17 protein-coding genes are annotated in these 21933 nt (G+C 55.6%); 12 read left to right on the plus strand and 5 right to left on the minus strand.

Going from position 1 to position 21933, the window contains the following annotated elements; genetic code table 11:
• Together N554_RS0103435 and N554_RS0103440 are read right to left on the minus strand one after the other, a co-directional pair.
• The gene (locus N554_RS0103435) at positions 1–282 is read right to left on the minus strand and encodes a hypothetical protein (protein WP_156041756.1); all 282 of its coding nucleotides are present in this window, start codon (positions 280–282) and stop codon (positions 1–3) included.
• A gap of 366 nt (positions 283–648) precedes the next feature.
• Positions 649–1314 carry a methyltransferase domain-containing protein gene (locus tag N554_RS0103440; RefSeq protein ID WP_197033403.1) on the minus strand — a complete coding sequence of 222 codons (666 nt, stop codon included), beginning with the start codon at positions 1312–1314 and terminating at the stop codon, positions 649–651.
• 360 nt (positions 1315–1674) lie between these two features.
• Between N554_RS0103440 and N554_RS0103445 the strand changes: the two genes are divergently transcribed.
• Both N554_RS0103445 and N554_RS37830 read left to right on the plus strand, forming a co-directional pair.
• Positions 1675–2697 carry a class I SAM-dependent methyltransferase gene (locus N554_RS0103445; protein WP_156041758.1) on the plus strand — a complete coding sequence of 341 codons (1023 nt, stop codon included), beginning with the start codon at positions 1675–1677 and terminating at the stop codon, positions 2695–2697.
• Positions 2698–3278: 581 nt separating this feature from the next.
• A complete protein-coding gene (locus N554_RS37830; protein ID WP_081851090.1) occupies positions 3279–4331 on the plus strand; it encodes a glycosyltransferase family 2 protein in 1053 nt (350 codons plus the stop codon).
• Between the two features lie 140 nt (positions 4332–4471).
• Here the strand turns inward: N554_RS37830 and N554_RS0103460 are convergent, their stop codons facing one another.
• Both N554_RS0103460 and N554_RS0103465 read right to left on the minus strand, forming a co-directional pair.
• On the minus strand, positions 4472–5743 hold the full coding sequence (locus tag N554_RS0103460; RefSeq protein ID WP_051677292.1) for an O-antigen ligase family protein: 1272 nt from the start codon (positions 5741–5743) through the stop codon (positions 4472–4474).
• Positions 5744–5821: 78 nt separating this feature from the next.
• Entirely contained in the window at positions 5822–7309 is a 1488-nt protein-coding gene (locus N554_RS0103465; protein ID WP_156041759.1) for a GumC family protein, read from the minus strand.
• Between the two features lie 441 nt (positions 7310–7750).
• Between N554_RS0103465 and N554_RS0103470 the strand changes: the two genes are divergently transcribed.
• The 6 genes from N554_RS0103470 to N554_RS0103495 all read left to right on the plus strand — a co-directional run bounded on the left by N554_RS0103470 (position 7751) and on the right by N554_RS0103495 (position 14456).
• Complete coding sequence (locus N554_RS0103470; protein WP_081851091.1) at positions 7751–9004, plus strand: acyltransferase family protein; 1254 nt, start codon at positions 7751–7753, stop codon at positions 9002–9004.
• A gap of 50 nt (positions 9005–9054) precedes the next feature.
• Positions 9055–9942, plus strand: coding sequence for an aldo/keto reductase (locus N554_RS0103475; protein ID WP_029582200.1), 888 nt, complete (start codon positions 9055–9057; stop codon positions 9940–9942).
• A gap of 143 nt (positions 9943–10085) precedes the next feature.
• Positions 10086–10919 carry a glucose-1-phosphate cytidylyltransferase gene (gene rfbF, locus N554_RS0103480; RefSeq protein ID WP_051677295.1) on the plus strand — a complete coding sequence of 278 codons (834 nt, stop codon included), beginning with the start codon at positions 10086–10088 and terminating at the stop codon, positions 10917–10919.
• Positions 10920–10941: 22 nt separating this feature from the next.
• Positions 10942–12000 (plus strand): NAD-dependent epimerase/dehydratase family protein, encoded by a 1059-nt coding sequence (locus N554_RS0103485; protein WP_029582202.1) that lies wholly within the window; start codon positions 10942–10944, stop codon positions 11998–12000.
• Positions 12001–12278: 278 nt separating this feature from the next.
• On the plus strand, positions 12279–13256 hold the full coding sequence (gene galE / locus N554_RS0103490; RefSeq protein ID WP_029582203.1) for a UDP-glucose 4-epimerase GalE: 978 nt from the start codon (positions 12279–12281) through the stop codon (positions 13254–13256).
• Positions 13257–13682: 426 nt separating this feature from the next.
• Positions 13683–14456 carry a LuxR C-terminal-related transcriptional regulator gene (locus N554_RS0103495; RefSeq protein WP_081851092.1) on the plus strand — a complete coding sequence of 258 codons (774 nt, stop codon included), beginning with the start codon at positions 13683–13685 and terminating at the stop codon, positions 14454–14456.
• Here the strand turns inward: N554_RS0103495 and N554_RS0103500 are convergent.
• Positions 14448–15719, minus strand: coding sequence for a lipopolysaccharide biosynthesis protein (locus tag N554_RS0103500; RefSeq protein WP_245283510.1), 1272 nt, complete (start codon positions 15717–15719; stop codon positions 14448–14450). The two genes, N554_RS0103495 and N554_RS0103500, sit on opposite strands and share 9 nt — an antisense overlap.
• Positions 15720–16156: 437 nt before the next feature.
• Between N554_RS0103500 and N554_RS0103505 the strand changes: the two genes are divergently transcribed.
• From N554_RS0103505 to N554_RS0103525, 4 genes are all read left to right on the plus strand, one after another.
• Positions 16157–16813 (plus strand): Crp/Fnr family transcriptional regulator, encoded by a 657-nt coding sequence (locus N554_RS0103505; RefSeq protein ID WP_081851103.1) that lies wholly within the window; start codon positions 16157–16159, stop codon positions 16811–16813.
• A 71-nt stretch (positions 16814–16884) separates the two neighbouring features.
• A complete protein-coding gene (locus N554_RS0103510) occupies positions 16885–18324 on the plus strand; it encodes an undecaprenyl-phosphate glucose phosphotransferase (protein ID WP_245283511.1) in 1440 nt (479 codons plus the stop codon).
• Positions 18325–19792: 1468 nt separating this feature from the next.
• The gene (locus tag N554_RS0103520) at positions 19793–20374 is read left to right on the plus strand and encodes a dTDP-4-dehydrorhamnose 3,5-epimerase family protein (RefSeq protein ID WP_029582209.1); all 582 of its coding nucleotides are present in this window, start codon (positions 19793–19795) and stop codon (positions 20372–20374) included.
• A gap of 215 nt (positions 20375–20589) precedes the next feature.
• The gene (locus N554_RS0103525) at positions 20590–21885 is read left to right on the plus strand and encodes a class I SAM-dependent methyltransferase (RefSeq protein ID WP_081851093.1); all 1296 of its coding nucleotides are present in this window, start codon (positions 20590–20592) and stop codon (positions 21883–21885) included.
• Positions 21886–21933: the final 48 nt, after the last annotated feature.

Raw genomic sequence — 21933 nt, forward strand, 5'->3', positions numbered from 1 at the left:
TCAGAACTGGAAATAGAGGAACGACCGCACGGCGGACATCTGCGTCAAAGTGAAGACGAGAAGGCAACCCAACGCAGCGCCATGCAGCGGATACGCCGTCAGGCGAGCATTCCAGGAATGTCCCTCCTCGACCGGCCGCTGCGGATCGTAGCCCAACCATTGTTGTGAGGTGGGAGCAAACAGAGCGATCGCCATCATGGCGGCGATAGCCGCCAGCATTAGCAGCCCCGTCAGTTGCCGCTCGGCATTGATACTGAGATTGAATTCGTTCAGTCCGATCATCGTACCCATCATCTTGCCTGCGCTTCCCATAGAGTCCGCGCGGAATAGTCGCGAAGAAAGGCGGAGAGACTCATGTGCCAGCGTCGCCAGAAATCGATGATGTTTGTCGCCTTATAGTTGACGATCCTCAATAAGCGCGCGCAAGACCTTTCGACGCGGTCAGACAACAGTACGAAACAAACGATACGGATCTCGCTCGCATCCTGAACCGAGCACGGAGTACAACAGACCCGGTTATCTGACGCGGCACGACTTGTCGCCTCAGAATGAGGCGGCGAATCCTATGTAACTCATCCGGGGGATGACGCTCCCATTTAGATGACGCTCCCCATTTATTCACGATCAGCAACAAGAACGCCGCTGAGCTCACGAGACGGCAGGCTTCCAGAGCGCGATACACGTCGCCCTGTAGTGCCTGAAAAGCCAGCGCCATCGATCTAGGGCCGAGAGCCAAAAGCCGAACTGGGGAAAAGGAATGATGGACCGGGCAATGCGGCGTGGGAGAAGCAGCGGGTTTTTGACAAGCTCCTGCGCTACAGTCGGCCCCTCCACAATTCCACCATCCAGCAATTTCAATTGATGGAAAAGACCGCTGAGCTGCTCGATATCTGGCCTCAATAAAGTGTCGATGGGGTCGGGATGGTACGGGTAACTGTTTGGAACCGTAACCAGGAGAACGCCGTCAGGCGGAACCAGAGTGGTTAGGCGCTCGGCCATGCGTGATGCTGAAGGAACGTGCTCGAGCATATTGGAACAGAGGATCGTCTTCGCCTCCAGACTTCGCAGCCGTTCCAGATCATCATCGTTCATGATATCGGCAACGATATCGACGCCATCCGCTGCCTTGATATCCGTGTGGACGACCGGCACGCCTCGTCGCACCAGCGGACGAAATATCTGCTCATCCATGAAGGATTGAGTTCTCTCGCGAACTTCTGCCGTCGAACTTCCGATATTCAGTACCGTGCCCAGGGCTTCGTTATCTTTCTGGGCAAAATAAGTAGAAAGCCATACGGCCTCGTTTGGTAGCATGTCATCCTCCATTGTCAGGGGTGACAACAGTTTCTGCTTAACGACTATCCTCTGCCTCCGATGATTTAGGTTTGCCGATGCACCGATCAACCAAAACAGAGTGATAGATTACCTGCGAAGAGACGCAGCTCAACGATACCGACGAGGGCGAGTGGCACGAAGACAAACATGAACTCGTAAGAGCTGAACGGCATACTCCCCACGAGCCAAGAATATACATCGCGCTGATGGCCAAGTTGACGATTCTCAATAAGCGCCTGCGTGACCGCGGAAGGCGATCGGCTCCGCCAACCGTCAATAAATGCTCCCGTTCCACCCGTAGGGTGGTTGAATGCTCTTCGTTCAAAGTTCGAACCGTAATTGACGGATATCAACTATGCCGGGTGTGACAGTTGCATCCTTGCGATGACGGGCGCGGCTGGCGCTGTGGAGATTGCGGCCATGGATGGAAAATCGGCAGGACCCGCTACGTTTCAGGAGTGGCGCCAACATCACTACGAAACTGAAAGGCAATATGCCCGCCAGATTCTGGAAACCCCAAAAGGATCGGATGAGCGCCGGCAGTTGTTCCAACAAGCTTATAGCGACGTTATTGGTAATATCATCGAGAATTATAATCCCGGCGCCGGCGAAACCAATTACACCGACACAGTGGTGGGTATCGTGAAGTCGCTACTGTCGTCGTCGCGCAAACATACCGCAAAGATCTTTGATTTAGGCTGTGGGAGCGGCCACTTGTTGGTGGCGCTCGCAAAGGATGGTTACGACGGTTATGGCATCGATGTGTCCCAAGCCTCAATTGTACAGGCGAAGCAAGACCTTAGCCCCTTCGCCAAATCAGAGCACGTCCAGCATGGCGATATCCTTGACTACAATCCGCCAACGAATTTCGACGTCATTGTCATGGACAACGTGATCGAGCATTTGGTGCCGGATGAAACTTCCGACATTCTTGCCAAATGTTACGAGATGCTTGACCGGGAAGGTTATCTAGTCGTTCTCACACCGCATTCGTTCTCCGGGCCACATGACATCAGCAAATACTTTGTGCCCTTCGGCTCGAAGGCGGAAGGATTTCATTTGAAAGAATTTTCATTCACTGACATGAACCAGTTTCTCATGCATGCAGGTTTTCAGGAGGTCTGGGGTTTTCCTTTCCATCCCAGGCTGCTGGGCAAGTATCACCTCACGCCTAAGCCGTCTGAATGGGCTGCTCGCAAAAGCATGATCCTCGAAAAAGTAGCCCAACATGGGCCGTTTCCGAAACTCCTGAGGCTCGGGCGCACATCGGCGCGTATGGTTACAGCTCTCGCGTTCCCTACCGTTGCCATAGGTGTAAAGAGAATATCGGGAACGTCGAGCAATGGCGGTTCTTCGATGTGATCGGTGGTTGAGGACAGGAACTCCGATAGCTCGTTAGCGGGCTGTCAAAGCGGGGCGATTTTGGGCACGCTGCGCTTCAGGAATGCCACCTGCAGCATTACAAGCTTGAAAGCGTTCGGTGGCCAGATTCTGGAAACCCGCGACTCCGGTCATCCCTGGGATGAAAGTCGCGCTCATCGAGCACAAGATCAATAGTCGATCTTCTTATGACTTGATGGTCGTCAATTTCCCGTAGGTCTGCAGCATTACTGTGCCACAGATCACGCACTGGTTGCCGGGACCCATGGGACGGGCTCTTTGACTGGTTGAGCGCAATGCAATGTTGGCGCGGCAATTGTTCGATGAAATCAACCTCCTGTCCGCAAAAGAGTTTCGAAGTCTTTCGTCTGAAGGGCAATTTGTCATTGAACGGTTCCTGTTCATGCCCAAGTCGTATCTGATCATCAATGTTATATGCGGCGATTTCTGATCACCAAGTGACCCAACGACCGGAGCTCGAGAAGGGTGTTGAAGAACTCGCGGAGTCGGCCGGCTAGTCGGTGTTGACCACTGCACCCTCACTGCCAAGACAGGAATGTGCGATGTCACCCTCAGAAATTACGTTCGAATCGGCAGACGGCCCCCTCATTACGATTGCCATTCCAACATTCAACAGAGCTGCATTGCTTAGGGGGTGCATTCAATCGGCGTTATCGCAGACCTATGCCAATATCGAGATACTTGTTTCGAATAATGCATCGACCGACAATACAGAAGAGGTGCTGCGGGAGTTCAACGACAAAAGGCTCCGGGTACTGAGGCAGGAAACAAACATCGGGCTCCTACCGAATTGGAACGCATGTGTGGCAGCTGCCAGAGGCGAATACGTTGTTTTACTTTCCGATGACGACAGTATATGCCCCTGGTTACTGGAACGGTGCGTTGATGTTGCCGGAAAGCAATCACAAGTTCCGATCGTCGTCGCATTGACTAATTTTCGTTTATCCTCATCGGGGCGAACCATTCCGGCTCGCACCAGTAGACGTCTCGGATCAGGACTGCGGAATGGGATTGATGTCCTTTTGGAGTTCCTGAAGGATGAGATTATTGTTACGATGTGCAGCGTTATGCTGCGCACGGAAACCTTGCGTTTACGAGGAGGAATTCCCCTCGACCTGCCTCATACAGCGGACGTTGGAACGTGGGCGCCTCTTCTGCTCGAAGGTAAAGTCGGTTTCGTCAACGAGGCGTGCGCGACCTTCAACCTTCATGACAACTCGGAGACAGCCAGATTGAGTGTAGCGCAGATTTTGTGCGACGGTTGGAAAGTCGCGAATCTCATTGCGCGTAACGCGGACGAGCGCATCAAGGTCCCATCGCTACGTGAAGAAGTCAAACGTCAAGCCAGACGCTGCTTCTCTCGCCGGGCCTTGGTATTTTTGACGTATCATCGCAGCAACGGCGCCAGCGTGCCGGAGATTTTGATGTTCGTATGGCGCTTTCGGAGCGACTTGATGATTGTGGACAAACCATCAGTCCTGAGGTTTGCGGCGATCATTCTCTGTCCAAGGCCAATAGCAGAACGACTTCGGCATCTCAGACAGGCGTTCTCCAAAGATTGGCGAGACCGCCAAACCGTCGTCAGACCCGGATGACATCGTCATCCGCCAGGCGGCACCGTCTCGCGCTCGCGCGGCTTCGTCGGTGAGTGAGTTTTGCGCTCTGCTCCGAGCCACGGTCGTCGCCGTCCGCCGCCAGCAGCATCTGTGCCGGCATGGGCTTTCGTGCCCGAGGCCTAGTTGTTCCTCTCAGCAGCGGCCCAAGCTCGGACTGAGCGCAACGCCTTTTCGAGCGCGTCTTCGCCTGGCATCGCCGAGAATCGTCCTGCGTACGTAAAGTAAAGCGCCATCGAGACGAAATGGTCGACCAGATTTTCGGAAAAGAAGTATATCAATAATACCATAAAGAGGACTTTAGTAAGACCCGTCTTCAGGTTGAACAATACATGCAGTAGAAAACATACGAACACAGCCAGGTTAATCAATCCGTACTCTGCGAGAATGCGGAGATAGTCGTTGTGTGGGACCAAATGTAAAACCGTTAAATACGGTGTTTGCCCAATCCCGTATCCAAAAAGCAGTGTACCAAGGCTGCCGCTGGAGTATATGTCCCATATATTAGCCCAGTGCATCAGACGGAAAAATCCGGATAGATCCGTGGTTCCCGTGAGTTGAACCAACTCCCTAAATGACAACCTGGAAACAACCTCAGGACCCAACTGGGCCAGCAGGTTCATGCTTTCGACGGTAGCTATAGCGCGGTCGAAGGCGCCAGCCCAGAAAGCGACGATCGCGACAAGAATAAAGATCGCTAGCGCGATCACTGACTGCTTTCTCAACGGAACAGCAATCCACACGCTAATGGCAACGATGGTTGCCACCGCCACTCCGATCTTGTTCATCAGCGCGACATTCAGAAACTGCAAGAATATGGCGCGCACCCCGAGCCGCTCCGCCAAGGTGAATATCAGGGCAGAGAAATACAAAGTGGCTACATTCATGTTGGCAAAATAGGAAAATATATTCGTGCCGTTGTTCTGGATCAACTCGGGAATTCTGCTGTTGCCGAATGCCAGGAAGAAAAATATCGGTAATGCTGCGAGAAAACAAATGTACCGAATTTCAACTGGACGAAGTTTGGCGGCGCAGGCGTGGCCAGCCGCATAAAATACGTAAATCGACAGGTATTTAATTCCGTCAACTACTGACGCGGTCGGAAAATTGAAGACGATGCTCAGGCACGTGAATGTGCAGGCGGCGGCAAGGTAGAATACATTTGTAGTGCTGCTATGCCGTGACCGGAATACGGTAAAAGCGGCATACGCGACGAGCGCGATACTCACGGCATTGCTGGCGACATTAAATATTGGAGAAATCAGTAAGTGATAGAAGAGCGTAAGAACACTTATCAGTGCAATCGAAGCAAGAATTGCAACGAAATATTGCGGATTCGCCGATTCGGCGGCGCGTTTGGAAAGGCTTACAACGTTGTCTGTCAAATAGGCCATCAAGGCTCCTGTGAGGCATTTGCTATCGGCCCCATCGGAGACGCCACCCGTTCGGGTTTTGCCGATCCAACTGGTTGGTCACTCCGCCGCCTGAATTTCCTTAAGGTGGCTGCGCACGGACCGTCGGACCACTTCCTCGATCGCTCTTCCAACTCCGTCCTCACCTTCATCACGTCGGCGTACGCGCGTGAGTTCTAGCATCACTGCAAATGCCGACCCCAGTGCTATGCCCCCGAGGGCCGCCAGCACGACAAGGTGTATTGCCCGCGGAAACACGGGCATAATTGATGGCTCTGCCTGCTGAACCACCCGAACGCTCGATAGCTGGGACTTTTTGGCAATATCCTGATTGATCTGTTCCTCGATCACGCGGGTTCCGTAATGGTCTGCCGCACCTGAAGCTCTGGTGAGCACGCGCTTCAGCCGGTCATATTCCGCCTCCTTTGATGAGAGAGACGCCAGCTCCGCATTGATCTTCTCAAGTTCGGCGACAAGGTGCTTTTCGACTCTGAGTGAGCCATTTAGATCAGTGTTGACCTTTAGCAGGTTCGCCATGGCGTCCTGATACACCTTCACAAGAAGCAATGGCGGTGCTTCTTCGCTTTGCACCGTCCCGACCGCGTTTTCGCTGTCCTTGTGATCGCGTCCGCGAAGGTTGTTCACGATGCCGGTAACTGTTCTCGATTGGTATACAGGTCGCAGTATCAGTAGCTGATCCAGAATTGCCTGCTTCTGGCCTTTTCGCTCTTCGATCGCCCCGCGCGTTGAGGCAATCAGGGAGTCCAGTTCGTCGGCTCGCTTGAGAAGCAGCGAGCGCTGGTCGGCGACGGAATAAATCGCGGCCGAGACTGAAAAATTCCGAAGTTCGGTGGCCGCTGCCTCGGCGTCCTGCTCCAGTCGTTTCGATTGCTGTTGAAAGAAAATACCCGCGCCTGGAACCTGAACGAGGTCGGCCTGGGTGGCCACCAATACGTTCGCAAGTTCGTTCAGGTAATCTGCCGCGATGGCCGGATCAGGATAACGGAATGATATCCGCAGAAGGTCGGATCGCCCTTCCGCCCTTGTGGTGATAAGGTCACGGAGTGCCGCAATTGCTTCCCGCCTGTTAGCCTCAGGTCCACTCGCGTGACCCTTGGTCTCATTCAGAGATTGCGATTTGAGAAAATTGAACGGTTGAGGCAAATCGAACTGTTCTAGCCATTGAAGACTCCTGGAAAGCAAGCCTGGCTCGTTGTTCGGGAACATACGGGCGAGGCCAACCGTCGAGGCTGCCTGACCAACCACGTGGTCAGTGGTTGCAATCCGGGCTAGCGAGTCGATGCGACTTACGAGGTCGACGCCGCCCTCCCCAAAAGGACCACTCCCAGCGCCCGCCGACCGATCCTTGATCCCCTGGCCGACGCGCATAAGGGTGTATGCTTCGTAGCGTTCGCCGACAGTGTTATAGAACAGAAATGCCGCGCCTGATGTAAGAACGAGGGCGGCATATATCACCCGCCGCCGTCGCCAGAGAATCGGCAGCATATCAGTAAGCATGTGAGCATAGTTGTAATTGCTTTGTTGCACGGCGAATAGCTCCCACAGTTGACCACGGGGCACGGACTATGCACTCAGACGACGTGCGTCATACCTCCAAGTAATGCGCGCCCGGCGGACCAACGAGTTGACGATTGTCAAGTCTCGCGCCCAGCTCCGGATTTCGGGTGGCGAAATGACACGCTCCTTCGGAAATGGGACAGACGCCCAGGCATATCGCTTCGAACGTCCTTGGCACCTGCGGACCGGCCCTGCGACGGCCATGCCGTCGAGAAGCGGTATCGCAATGGGCGAGTAAGTCGACCGATGCAGCTGTTATTGAGAATCGTCAACTTGTTTGGAGAACGTGACGGATAGGGTTTTGGAGTATGCTTTTGAATTCTCACCAGTCCATCTTGTCATCTTGCCATTCACGGTGATCCGCAAGGTGGAGGGACGAAAGACGTGATAGGTTTCCGGTCAAAAGCCGTGATGCCCCCCAATCTTCCCGATTGGCTCGACTTGGCGCGTGGACTGGCAGTCGTGGAAGTCCTGGCGTTTCACAGCTATCAGCTGATGTTTCAAGAGCAAGTTCCAGGGGCGAGCTACGATGCATCCGTCGTTTTTGTCTACTCTGCCCTGTGGGCGTTGAGCGCGCACGGTATTGCCGCCGTAGTGGTTTTCTTCGTCCTGAGCGGCTACCTGGTTGGTGGACCAGCGCTGGTTCGAGCTAAAAATGGCGGGCTAAGCGCTATCGATTACTTTTCAGCAAGAGCAGTGCGACTCTACGTTGTGGTTATACCTGCGCTTGTGATTTCCTTCTTTGCTTATGTTTCAGCGAGGCATATGGGCGGGTGGCAGGCGTTTGTAGCCTCGCACTATGACTTTTTTCTCGCCACCGGGCTGTTCTCGGCCAGCGTCAGTCCAGCCTCTGCTATCTGCAACGGTTTATTTCTGCAGACAATCACCTGCTCCACATACGCCGGTAACCTGGCCTTGTGGAGTTTGTCCAACGAGTTTTGGTACTACGTGCTTATATTTGCACTAGTCTCGGTTCGCAAAACACCATCCATGGCTTTGCTGATCGTCGGGATCTTTGTGCTGTTTGTGATCGCGGAGAAATCAGATGTCCGGGGAACACATACAGGGCTAAAATTCATCTTCTATTTTTTGATCTGGTGCAGCGGTGCTCTCGTCTACGCCATCGTCGCGCCGGTCCTGGCATGGCTATTTGGGTTTCTGATCTGCCTTGGCGGGATCTACATTCTATCCATCAAGGGATTGCTCGCGTCCTGGGCAGCGTACTACCTCACAATAGGTCTGCTTACAGCAGCAGCTATCTTAAGCTTGGAAATCACAGAGATATCTTTGCCATCATCCCTGCGGTTCACCAAGGAAATCGCAAAATTCAGTTTCTCGATCTATGCGATTCACTACCCGATCCTGTTACTTCTGAACGTCATGGCGGCCAGCGATCATAACGAGTTTACGTTTGCATCGCTGGGTCTCGATGCGGTCTTCATGCTGTGTGCTTTGTCAGTATCGTTCATCTTTTATTTGCTGTTCGAAAGTCATACGCTTGCGGTCCGCACTTGGGTTAGGAACATCACGAAGCGCGGTGCTCGTGCAAGCTACGATGTGCTTCGGCCCGCAGCAGTACTTGAGATTGTCAGACCTCACCATTCGATTGCAGACGACCAGGTAAAGCCCGTAACGGAACATGGCGCATCGGTGGTCCCGCCGTAGCTGGCTTCGCAGCCAGGATGCGGTATCACGTCTCAAGCCGGAGACGGACAGTGACGGGCAGACCCGAGGTCCCGCATATCTCCCTCAATGACGGCCACAGCATCCCGCAACTCGGCTTTGGCGTCTGGCAGATCGATGACTTGAAGGCTCCGGAGATCGTCGGAACCGCAATCGATGCCGGCTATCGCTTGATCGACACCGCGACAGACTATGGCAACGAGGCCGGGGTCGGGCGAACGCTCAAAGGCACCGCCGTGCCGCGGAATCAGCTCCATGTGACGACGAAACTCTGGAACGACAGCCAGGGCTACGATCAGACGCTGCGCGCGTTCGAGGCAAGCGCCGCCAAACTCGGCCTCGACGTCATCGATCTCTACCTCATTCACTGGCCCTGTCCGCAACGCGCAGCCTATGTCGACACCTGGCGTGCCTTCATCGAGCTGAGGAAGCAGGGCCGCGTGAGATCGATTGGCGTCTCCAATTTCACGACCGACAACCTGGAGCGCATCATCGGCGATACAGGAGTCGTGCCGGCCGTAAACCAGATCGAGCTGCATCCAGGCTTTCAGCAACGGACGTTGCGGGAGGCACACGAGCGGTATGGCATCGTCACCGAGGCCTGGAGTCCGCTCGGCCAGGGCAGGGGCCTCGCCGATCCGGCGCTCAAGGCGATCGCCGACCGTCACGGGCGGACGCAGGCGCAGGTCGTGTTGCGCTGGCACATCGAGAACGGGTTCGTGGCAATCCCGAAATCGGCGACGCCCGCTCGCATCGTCGAGAACATAGATGTGTTCAGTTTCGCGCTGACGAAGGAGGACCACGCGACGATCGCGGGCCTTGACAGAGCGGATGGGCGTATCGGTCCGGATCCGACAAGCTTCGGTCGAGAACGGTTTTTGCGCCGCCTTGTCGGCCGATTTAGCCGATCGTGGATATGACGCCACGACGGCGGGTGAGATCGGAGTTGACGGTTATCAACTTGCTTTCGGCGGCGTCGCCTAGAACTTCATTCGAGCGTTCGCCCAGGCGGTCGGCTGTCTGGCCAACGCCATAGCAACAACCAAGAGGGCAGGGGAAGCTGATGAAAGTAGTCATTCTTGCCGGCGGCTATGGAACACGGCTGAGCGAACACACCTCTGTGCTGCCGAAGCCGTTGGTCGAGATCGGCGGTCGGCCGATCCTCTGGCACATCATGCGACTCTATTCGTACCACGGCCTGAACGATTTCGTTATTTGCTGTGGCTACAAGGGCTCGATCATCAAAGACTACTTTCTCAGTTACATGGCCCACCAGGGCGATTTCACGATCGACCTTCAACGCAACCGGATCGAGACTCATCGAAACGGAAGCGAGCCATGGAAGGTCACGCTGGTCGATACCGGCGAAAAGTCGATGACCGGCGGCAGACTCAAGCGGGTCAGGGACTATCTTGGGAACTCGACGTTCTGCCTTACCTACGGCGACGGCGTCAGCGATGTTAACATTCGCGAACTGATCACTTTTCATCACCAACAAGGCGCGCTTGCGACCGTCACGGCCGTTCAGCTGCCCGGCCGCTTCGGCGCAATCAACCTGTCTTCCGATCGGCCGCGTGCTGCCCGTTTCCGGGAAAAGGACGCCAGCGACGGGCAGGTGATCAACGGCGGCTTCTTCGTTGTGGAACCAGAAGCGCTCGATCTCATCGACGGCGACAGCACTAGTTGGGAGAACGAGCCGCTTGCGCGGCTAAGCGAGCAGGATCAACTCGCGGTCTATCGGCATCACGGTTACTGGCAGAACATGGACACGCTCCGGGACAGGGCGATCCTGCAGGAGCTTTGGGACAGCGGCAAACCACCCTGGTGTGTTTGGAACAACGAACCTGGGACGCCGCTGAAGGATATTTCTGACACCCAGCCCGCGACAACTGCTTAGGCCCACATCTGAGGGAACACCGATGCGCATCCTGTACACCGGGGCAGACGGCTATATCGGCGCTGTGCTCGGTCCCAAATTGCTCGATCGCGGTCATGAAGCGACTGGCATCGACACTGGGCTCTATCGGCGCGGCTGGCTGTTCGACGACGGTCGCACACGGCCGATGGTCATCTCCAAAGACGTTCGCCAGTTGTCGCAATCGGAACTGTCGGGACTGGACGCGGTAGTGCATCTTGCCGAGCTCTCAAACGATCCCTTGGGAGAGAACGATCCCGAGATCACGATGGAGATCAATCATCGCGGGTCGGTCGAGTTCGCGAGGAAATGCAAAGCCGCCGGCGTCGCACGGTTTGTGTACGCCTCGTCTTGCAGCATTTATGGAGCGGCGGGGGCTGAACTCAAATCCGAAACGTCAATGGTCGATCCGCAGACCGCTTACGCGCGCTGCAAGGTGCTGGTCGAGCGCGAACTGAGTGCGATGGTCGATTCGCGTTTCACGCCGGTCTTCCTGCGCAATGCGACCGCATTCGGGGCGTCGCCCCGGCAGCGCTTTGATCTGGTCCTCAACAATTTGGCTGGGTTTGCCTTCACGACAGGCAAGATTCGCGTGATGAGCGATGGGACACCATGCCGTCCACTGGTCCACGTCGATGATATCTGCCAGGCGATCCTTGGCGCGCTCGAAGCCCCCAGAGAGGCCGTATGCGGCGAAGCCTTCAATGTCGGCACTGAAACACAAAACTACACCGTGCGCGAGATCGCGGAAATCATCAGCATGACGTTTCCCGGCTGCGAGGTGACGTACGGTCCCAGCGGTCCGGACAATCGCAGCTACCGGGTATCTTTCGCGAAGATTAAGGAACGCATGCCGGGTTTCAAATGTCAGTGGAGTGCGGAAAGGGGAGCATTGCAGTTGAAGACGGTATTTCAACGGATTCAGCTCGACGAGGTAATGTTCAATTCCGCGCCGTTCACACGCTTGTCCGAATTGCGTCACCTCCGACGTACCGAGCAGCTCGACCCCCGACTTTTGTGGACGCCGATCGAGGAAATGCTTCCCGCCGCGGCCAGTTTTTGAGACCTTGAAAGCTCGTTCTGTAGCGGTGGCGTGAAACAAGATCGAGAAACAGGATCCGTTGAGCAGGGGCTAGGAACGCGCCCCGATTGTTCCGTTGTGCCCGCGGCATTCATGCCGGCCCGTACATCTTAACCAGGGGCGGGACGCGCACTTTTGGTGCTGCGGCAAACAATTCGAAACCCAACACGGCGAACCGCAAAAATCTCTTTTCACTCGTCAGATCTGTCATTAGCTTCGATCCCGGCGGTCTCATTTAGAGAGCAATGGAAAAGCAGCGAATGCCCGTTCTGGTTACCGGTGGCGCCGGCTACATTGGCAGCCAAACAGTCCTTGAGTTGACCGACGCGGGCGAGACCGTTGTCGTCTTGGACGACCTTTCCACGGGGTTTGAAGCCGCCGTTTCTTCCCCTGCCAAACTCGTGGTCGGGGATGTCGGCAACCCGACTCTGCTGGCTAGCGTGATAGCCGAATACGAGATCGATGCGATTATTCATTTCGCCGGATCAATAGTGGTCCCAGAATCGATCGTTAACCCGCTCGGCTACTATCATAACAACACCTGCAAAACGCGAACGCTGATAGAATCGGCGGTTATGGGGCATGTTCCGCATTTTATTTTTTCGTCAACGGCTGCGGTGTACGGGGCGGCCGGTTTCGAACCGGTCAACGAGAACAGTCCTCTTCGACCTCAGTCTCCTTATGGGCGCTCCAAGTTGATGTCGGAATGGATGTTGGAGGATATCTCGAATGCGCACGGCCTCAAGTATACGGTTCTAAGATATTTCAATGTCGCAGGCGCAGACCCGGGAGGTCGAACCGGGCAGGCGACCAAGGGTGCCACGCATTTAATAAAGGTTGCGAGCGAAGCCGCTCTGGGCAAGCGAAAATTCATAGAGGTATTCGGTACGGACTATCCCACGCCTGACGGAACGTGCATTCGAGATTACATTCACGTCAAGGACTTGGCGCTTGCCCACAAGCTTGCACTGACCCGTCTTAGGGGAGGTGGACAAAATCTTACGGCGAATTGCGGCTACAGCCGTGGATATTCGGTGCTTGAGATTTTGAACGCTGTGCAACGGGTGAATGGGACGAAACTCGACATCAGGTTTTCGAACCGACGGCCCGGAGATCCTCTCGCTATCGTGGCAGATTCCAGCGTGGCACGGTCCGAATTTGGATGGACACCGCAATTTGACAATCTCGACGCGATTGTCAGCAGCGCGCTCAATTGGGAGCGAGCTCCGTTATATTGATTGAGGGGATCATCTGTGAGCGGTGGTCAGCACGAGCGGTGCCGGCAATCGGCAATGCAACTTCTTCGGCTCTCTTTCCTACCGGGGGCGGATTGACGATCAGTCGCGTGCTTAAAGTTAACCGGCGCGAACCCGCGGCACGTCGAAATCCCTCCAACCGTACATACGCTGAGGGACAAAAGTTTTTGACTAATTTGAATGTTGGAGTAGTATCATCGCATTGCGGCATCGAGCCTCCGGCAAGTGCGGCCTCAGCGCGAGGGGGGAGCATTCTTGCTCCCGAGGTACGGCTTGGGGTGCGAGATCGGAGTTTTGCCGAGCGCCACAGAAGAGATAAAATAAAATAACATCTTTGAAATTCAACTTGGAAATAGACTTTGGGGGTGATTGGAAAGAGTTGGTACTTAATACTTAAGGGATTGTACCGTGTCTGTGATCTTAGTGATCGACGAACACCGTGTTTACCGGAGCGGCATCCGGGAATTGATCGAGGCGAGAATTCAGCGTGCGCGCGTGGTCGAAGCCTCAGGGTTCGAAGCTTTGGCCGAGAGCCGGTGCTTTGACCTAGTCCTAATCGACTCCGGATCCCTGAGCTACCGGTTGCTCGATCTGTTGAAGGAAGTACACGAACTGAGCCCAACGACGCGTTTCGCCGTGTTGTCGGCGTCGAACACTCGGGCCGACGTGCTGAATTGCCTTTCGGCCGGATTTCATGGCTTCGTGCACAAGCTTCAGCCAGACGAGGAGCTACTCACGGCGATTAACGATCTGCTTTCTGGACGAATATACGTTCCACGGTGGATCGCGGATGGCGACGATGACAGACCGGAGGTTCCGCCTTCAATCAACACTCGGGTGGAAAGCCTTAGGCTTACCCGTCGGCAAAATGAAATCCTGCCTTTGATCGCGCAAGGTATGTCGAACAAGGAAATTGCGGCGCACCTGAGTATAGCCGAAGGTACAACCAAGATTCACACAGCTGCTCTGTTGCGCGCGCTCGGCGCCCGCAATCGCACAGAAGCGGCATTCATGGCTGCCAAACTAATCGGATCGAGCATCCGCGCTGAGGGCAGATTCAAGCACGAAAGATTTATGATGAAGGACTTCAGTGGATCCATTGACGAGTGGAGCGCATCCGAAAAAGCGTGGAGCCAAGCTGCCCAAGGGCCGCTGCGACACGGCGCTATTAATCTAAAATAATGGTCTGGATTGCGTTCCAGACGATGCGGGACTGAACAGAAGCTTGTATCGCCAGAGCGTTATCGCTGAAAAAGTGAACAGGATCGCAGCACCCGCGCCGTAGAGTCCGGAAATGGGTAGCAACAGCACTTGGGCGATAGTGAGCACGATCACTGCTGCCAGGTTTGTGAAAGTCATGATCTTGTCGCGACGGGAGGTGAAGAGAGCCATTGCCCCGAAGTCGGCAATGTTGCGCATCCCCATTCCAGCCATGATCAGCCAGAACGCCGCTTGGTAATCTGCTGCAGACGGTTGCTTCAGAAACGGCAGCACTACGTAGAACGCGCATCCGACTGCAACACTGAACACGGCAGTAGCCGATATCGTGGTTTTCATAAACTTGGTGGTAAGCTGCTGGTGAGCCGGCGCTCCACCATCGTGATAGGCCTTGATCAAGCGCGGACGCTGAATCTGCAGGACCGCAATGCTGACGAACGTGGTGACGGCGGCTGCGGCCGACCAGTAAAGAAAATAGACGCCAGCAAGCTGCAATCCCAAAAACAAAGTAACCAAGTAGCGGTCAAGATATAGGCTCCCGACAAAACTTAGATCGCTGACGTAAATCACGAAAGCCTTTTTGATTGTCGTCGTAATCCAGGCTCGCTTGAAGGGAAACGAAAACGCCGCCTTCCATGGCCAGGATCGGCTTGCCCACACGAACAACAGGAACGCCGATACACTGCCTCCCAGCCAGAACTCGAACAGGAAAGCATTGGACCTAAAGCTAGGTTCCCAGATGGCGATTGGGACATAGATCAGAATCCAGGCTGCACCGCGAAGAAAAGCGCTTACATTTGCCAGCAGCGGGCGTTCGAGATTCGAGAGCAGCTGAAAAACATCGTTTCCAAAATGTTCAAACAGCATGATGACGATGACAAGGGACCACAATTCAGAGGCGCCAAACGTGATTGCGATCAGGACGACGCACGTAAGCACCAGGGCATATACCGAAGTGGTGAAAGACCAATAGTGCCGCAGGTCGATGGTCACTTGGCGTAAGGACAGCGTGACCGCATCGCGCATGATGAGATGAACCATGCCCATGCCGATCACGACTGGCCCGAGGCTAACAGCGCCGGCGGCCAGCCCATAGAGACCGAGCGACGATAGATCAAGATAGCGTCCGATGAAAATTGCGAGTCCGAATTTGCAGGCAATAATACTCGCCCGCATCGCGACAATGAGGATTGAACTAAATAGGACCTTGTTGATCGGTGCCGGCATAAGACCTTTGTGAAAAGTCGGATCGTTGCCCCTTAACCCCGGCTCCTGCGGTCATTGGAGCGTCGTGACGTTCGAGCACGTGTCGTGACAATGGCGCATCGTCATTGGACGCGCAACTTAAGCTCGAAAGCTGTTAATAATCGATCGTTGCTTCTCGAAGACTGAAGCAAAAGCAGATAAAGCCTACGTGCAGCGAAGGCGTTTGTGCGGGAGCCGCGTGGCGATACCTTTCGAACCATATCGCGGAAGGGTGCGGTAGAAGATTTATCCCCGCAACCGCTTTTCCAAGGCTAATCGCATAGATTATCGTACCTTTCGGCCTAAGCCGAAAGGGCTAGTGGGAACTGCCGGCTGTCTAGTGCCTTAAGCTGAATTTTCTTAAATCTTTCTACGTGCAACCCTCCAGATGCCGGCGTGTGTCAATGAGGGTTGGGCAAATGGGTATTCCACAGATCGGCACGGGGGGCGCTGCGCCGCTCCCTCGCGGGATGTCCCGCGAAGAATTTGCTGAGCACCGTCGCCAATCCGCATCATCGCTGATTCCGCGTGGACGAGCGCTCTTCTGGGAGGGCGAGCATCAAGCCCAGAAGATAAAAATAATAGAAGGCGTGATCCGGGCGGTTCGGCTGCTCGAAAATGGTAACCGGCAAATTCTGGCTTTTTATTGGCCCGGCGACGTGGTCATGCCAACTCAATCCTCATGTCAGCGGATAACGGCTGAGGCGGTAACCAATTGTCGGGTGCAGCGTTCGGCGGCTTCTGGCATCTGCCAACAAAGCGAACCCTGCGGCGCTCACCAGGTCCTTGCCGAGACGTTGTCTCTTGTCGTCACCATGAGCCAGAAGAGCAGTGTCGCCCGAATTGCGGGGTTTCTTTTGCGCATTCGCCATCACTTGCCTGAAGACCCGAAACGGCCGCTCGCGCTCTCGCTCCTGCTTCCGAGGGCCGATATCGCGGATCATTTGGGTACATCCCTCGAAACTGTCTGTCGCACGCTGGCCGAGTTCAGGATGAAAGGGCTCATTGATTTGCCGAACCGCAAGACAATTCGCTTTATCAATTTGCCCGGTCTCCTGCGCATAGCCGGCGATTAGCCCGCAACAGCCGTCTGTCCATTCTCGCGATCAAGAGGTCTCGAATGTCTCTAGCGCGTGATACCAGCATTGTGGCCGATCTGGCCCGCTCAGCTTCTCGCGACCAGCTCGCCGTCCCGATCTCGCTCAACGTCATGTCGCCGCTGGTTGCGATGTTCGACCTGATCTGGATCGTGCTGTTGGGCGTCGGAGCTGGCTTTCTGTACGATGCCGTGGCCCTTCGGGGAAATGGTGAGGGACAAAGTTATCTCGGTTCAGGGATCGCTGTCGCCACGCTCTATTCGGCGTTTGGCCATGCGGCTCAACTCTATCGTGCGCCGAACTTGCTTCGGCTCAAGTGGCAGGTGGGACGCTCCACGCTGATTTGGCTGATGGTGTTTGTATTTCTCGCAACCCTTGTGTTCTTGCTGAAGATTGGAGCGGCATTTTCACGCGGCGAAATGCTCTTGTTCTTTACCAGCGGAATCGTTGTCACCGCCGTGATGCGGCTTGCCGTTGCGCACGTCTGTACCGTTGTCATCTCGTCAGGCGCGCTGAAGCCCAACCGGGTAATTCTGGTCGGATTGGCGGAAGAGATTGCTGCCAATGACGCGCTATCTGCCTTGGAAAGATACGGGTATGCCGTGGTACGCGTTTTTCCGCTGCCAGTGGCCCTGGATCGGACTTTTGACGAAGAGGCATTGAAAGCGCGGTTGCGGGAAGTGATCCGCTACGTCCGGGAAATGAATATCGAGGAAATCATCGTAGCGATTCCGTGGAGTTTAACGGACCTCCTCGGCGCGGTCGAAAACGAGCTACGAATACTTCCGGTTCCTGTCAAACTTGTGCCGGACACAACGACCGGCCGTGTGCTGGATCGCCCATTGTTCGAATTTGGTCCAACGAAGGCCGTGCAACTCCAGCGTGCTCCGCTCAGTGCGGTGCAACGCAATTTGAAGCAAGGCATGGATCGATTCTTGGCCGCTATATCCCTCGTTCTTCTGATGCCGTTCTTCGCTGTGATCTCCGCGGCGATACGTCTGGAGTCGCCGGGGCCTGCATTTTTTCTGCAAACGCGGGTCGGCTTCAATGGACGGCAGTTCAGGATCTTCAAGTTCAGAACGATGTCCACGCTTGACGATGGTCCAGTCGTTGTTCAGGCCACAAGGAATGACAAGCGTGTGACTCATCTCGGTGCTTTATTGCGGAAACTCAGTATCGATGAGGTTCCCCAAATTCTCAATGTGCTGCGGGGCGAGATGTCGTTGGTCGGTCCGCGTCCGCACGCCCTTGCGCACGACAATGAATATGATCGACTGATTGCGACTTACGCCATCCGGCACAAAATGAAGCCCGGCATCACCGGCTGGGCGCAGGTCAACGGGTTCCGTGGCGAGACGCCCGAAATAGCAATGATGAAACGACGCGTTGAGAGCGACCTCTGGTACATTGAGTACTGGTCGCTGTGGCTGGACATCCGCATCTTGCTGGTGACTGTCGTCCGGGTTCTGAAACCGGATAACGCCTTTTGATGCTGCTGTGCGCCTGTGGTCGCTGCGGCGAATGCCCTCGATCGCGTAGGCACGCCGTCGATACACAGCATGTGCTCCTCAACTCCTTTCGCAATATCCCTTCAGTGAGCCGATAGCGACGATCCGAGACCCGGATCGCGATCGGCGCGGAAATCAACGCCCGTTGTGCTGCGGCCGTCCTCGACGCAGACGAAGGCAGTGACCGACGCGTTGGCAAAGGGGCCTCGCGAAACGCTGCGCCGCACAAAAACCTGAGAGCTTAGGGCGATCAAAAAAAGCGTTGGGTATTCAGCCCACCCGGTTGACATCCGGGGACCCAGGTAACTGACTGCAACAGGGACTTGGGATGGGGAACAGCTGGGGGGCACCGCCAAGACTTTTTAAATCAATGCACGGGCATGGCGGGGTGGTTTGCCAGCTGGTGAGCGCTTGACTAACGGATGCTCATGATAAGAAATCGCCAAGTGTTTGTACTCCCTTGGGATTGGTAGCATGCTCTGGTTGCAGCACTTGTTTGCGATATGGGTCCTGGGTCATATGCTTTGGGCCGCGGTGCTGCTGGAAGGGGAGTGGCGGCGAGTCCGCAGTGCTGTCAACCGAACGGGTCATCAGGGATTGCCAAATAGGCCGTCTGTGTTAGCCGGCGCCGAAGCCCGTCAGGCTACCAGCACCCAATGATAATCGCGGCTACCCGCGACCGAGCCTAGCACCGCTCGTCGAATAGTCCGCCGAAGAAGCCCTGCCTTGCTAACGGCCGGCGCGCGAAGCTCGGGCCGGCCGACAACCCGGACGTACGCGACGCGTCAGCGACGTGAGAGAGCCGGTCGCTCGCAGCCATAGTCACCAGTCCCGCCGCGCTTCCATGGGAGAACCGCGAGCGTCTGCCAGCAATCTGACGAAAAGAAGCTATTGCGGGCGATCATCGGGCGGACGCAGCTCAGGCCATTGTGATTGACGATTTTCGGATCGACTGTCTTTCTCATGTCGTTATTGAGAATTCTCAGATTGCTGCGACAGAGGGGAACTACGCTGCGTGCTGTCCTCTGGCCGAGATTGAGCAAATGTCGCACACAGATGAGCTGGGGCCCGCATACCAGAGCCCTGTTGACCCCGCCGTTGCAAGGTCCGTGGGTAGGAGAGGCGTAGATTGGGCGGTTCTCGTAGTCACATTCGCCCTCGGCTGCACCTTCGCGTGGATCTACGTTTTGTTCCGGGCGGCCGTGCGCGCGTTTGAGATGGTCCTCTCGTGAACGCGAGGCGATGCCGCACTCCGGTGCTGGAAATGCCAGTAGTCAGCCGGTTCGGACCCTCAACTTGAGGAATCTCAACTTGGCGTCAGAGCCGTAGTCTAGGGATCGACCTTGGATGGCGCCTTAGACCACGCAGGGCAGGGACGGCAGGAAGATGTCCGGCGAGGCCGAAGCGATTGTTGAACCGGGATATCTCGCAAACTGCGGGCTCTGCAAGAATGATCTTCTCAGAAACCAAGCTCGCGGGCGCATACACCGTTGACATTGATCGACGAGAGGACAACCGCGGTCACTTCGCCCGTGTGTTCTGCGCTGAAGAGTTTTCTGCGCATGGACTAAAGTCCATGGTCGCGCAGGCGAGCGTCAGCTTCAACGCGAAACGAGGCACATTGCGTGGCTTGCACTTCCAATATCCTCCTGCAGCTGAAACGAAATATGTGCGATGCACGAAGGGCGCAGTGTTTGACGTCATCGTCGATCTGCGTCCGGAGTCGCCCACTTATCTGGAGCACCTCGCTGTCGTTTTGTCGGCCGCGAACGGGCGTGGTCTCTATATCCCCAAGCGTCTCGCGCACGGCTTCATCACGCTCGAGGACGACACAGAATTGACTTACCTGATCGGCGAACCCCATACGCCGAATGTCGAGGGCGGACTTCGCTACGACGATCCGACGCTCGGGCTGGATTGGCCGCTGCCGGTGCGTGTTATTTCGCAACGAGACACGGCGTGGAAGCCGATCGTCGAGATCGAGGACGAACTCAGGTCGCGCATGAGCCTCAGCGAGGCTGCGTACGGCTGATGTGCGGCGCGCATAAACCAAACCGTGTGCAGAGAGCCAATCGGTTTCATTGACGGCTTGTGGCTCATTGCCGATGCCCATCAGGGTACAGATCCCCTTTGTTTTCTGTGTAGACGCGAGCGACTTGACGACCGTCAAGTGGGCGGGTCCGCCGAACCGTAAGCTCGATTATTCGAATCGATGAGCCATCGTTGACGCGCACCAGGAGCCGCTCGATGTTGAACCATGAACCTGTCGTCCGCTCGCTTAACGCTGCGGCAACGGTCGCCCGGCAGGAGCGACATAGTGGCTGCCGGTTTTGCGGCGCGCAGTTGCGTCAGGTTTTCCTCGATCTCGGCCTGTCACCGCTCGCCAACACTTACCTGAGGGAGGAAGACCTCCAGCGCGAGGAACTGCGGTTTCCGCTGCGGGTTTATGTTTGCGGCGAGTGCTTCCTGGTCCAACTCGAAGACTGGGAGAGTCCAGAGAATATTTTCGGGGACTATGCCTACTTCTCTTCCTATAGCGAGTCGTGGCTCCGTCATGCAAAGACATACGTTGGTGCGATGATCGATCGCTTCGGGATCGGCTCACAGAGCAAAGTCGTCGAAATCGCAAGTAATGATGGCTATCTGCTGCAGTACTTCGTTGATCGCGAGGTGCCCGTCCTGGGGATAGAACCTGCGCGAAACGTCGCCGTGGTAGCTCGTGACAGAGGAATTCCTACCCGTGTCGACTTTTTCGGCGAGGCGACTGCGCGGACATTGCGCAGAGAGGGTCTGCGTGCCGATCTCCTGATTGGCAACAACGTCCTCGCCCATGTTCCCAACCTGAACGATTTCGTCAAAGGATTGAAGATACTGCTGGCCGAGCAAGGCATTGTCACCATGGAATTTCCTCATTTGATGCGTCTGTGCGCCGAGTGCCAACTCGATACGATTTATCACGAGCATTTTTCGTATTTTTCGTTCATAGCGGTGGAAAAGATTTTTGCGGCGCATGGACTGACATTGTTCGACGTCGAGGAATTGTCGACGCACGGGGGGTCGCTGCGTATTTTTGCCCAACACAGCGCGGGCGGGCGTCATCGGATTTCGAGGCGCGTTGAAGATCTCCGGAAGCGAGAGATGGATGCCGGATTCGCAGGCCTCGGCGGATATCGTGCTTTTGAAGAGCGCGCGGAGCAGACGAAACGGAAGCTGGTCGAGTTTCTGGTAACTGCCAAGCAGACAGGAAAACGCGTCGTCGGATACGGCGCTCCGGCCAAAGGGAATACCCTGTTAAACTATTGCGGCATTACTCGTGATCTCGTTGAATACACGGTTGACCGCAGCCCGCACAAACAGGGACGATTTTTGCCGGGCACCCATATACCGATCTATGAGCCCGAGCGGATCAACGCGACCAAACCCGATTACATCCTCATTCTGCCGTGGAATCTCAAGCATGAGATCATCGACCAGCTGTCATTTGCCCGGGCGTGGGGCGCGCAATTCGTGGTGCCGATCCCCGAGCCGCAGATCGTCCAATGATGTGCTTCCGATGGGTCCAGGTGGTCTGACGGCGAGATAACGCGATGC

The organism is Bradyrhizobium sp. URHD0069, from assembly GCF_000701345.1.
Taxonomy (GTDB): Bacteria; Pseudomonadota; Alphaproteobacteria; order Rhizobiales; family Xanthobacteraceae; genus Bradyrhizobium.

Bases quoted from the DNA above. Each gene is read 5' to 3' on its own strand.
- N554_RS0103435 (WP_156041756.1), bottom strand. From the start codon at position 282: ATGATCGGACTGAACGAATTCAATCTCAGTATCAATGCCGAGCGGCAA.
- N554_RS0103440 (WP_197033403.1), bottom strand. From the start codon at position 1,314: ATGCTACCAAACGAGGCCGTATGGCTTTCTACTTATTTTGCCCAGAAA.
- N554_RS37830 (WP_081851090.1), top strand. From the start codon at position 3,279: ATGTCACCCTCAGAAATTACGTTCGAATCGGCAGACGGCCCCCTCATT.
- N554_RS0103460 (WP_051677292.1), bottom strand. From the start codon at position 5,743: ATGGCCTATTTGACAGACAACGTTGTAAGCCTTTCCAAACGCGCCGCC.
- N554_RS0103470 (WP_081851091.1), top strand. From the start codon at position 7,751: ATGCCCCCCAATCTTCCCGATTGGCTCGACTTGGCGCGTGGACTGGCA.
- rfbF (WP_051677295.1), top strand. From the start codon at position 10,086: ATGAAAGTAGTCATTCTTGCCGGCGGCTATGGAACACGGCTGAGCGAA.
- N554_RS0103485 (WP_029582202.1), top strand. From the start codon at position 10,942: ATGCGCATCCTGTACACCGGGGCAGACGGCTATATCGGCGCTGTGCTC.
- galE (WP_029582203.1), top strand. From the start codon at position 12,279: ATGCCCGTTCTGGTTACCGGTGGCGCCGGCTACATTGGCAGCCAAACA.
- N554_RS0103500 (WP_245283510.1), bottom strand. From the start codon at position 15,719: ATGCCGGCACCGATCAACAAGGTCCTATTTAGTTCAATCCTCATTGTC.
- N554_RS0103505 (WP_081851103.1), top strand. From the start codon at position 16,157: ATGGGTATTCCACAGATCGGCACGGGGGGCGCTGCGCCGCTCCCTCGC.
- N554_RS0103520 (WP_029582209.1), top strand. From the start codon at position 19,793: ATGATCTTCTCAGAAACCAAGCTCGCGGGCGCATACACCGTTGACATT.
- N554_RS0103525 (WP_081851093.1), top strand. From the start codon at position 20,590: ATGTTGAACCATGAACCTGTCGTCCGCTCGCTTAACGCTGCGGCAACG.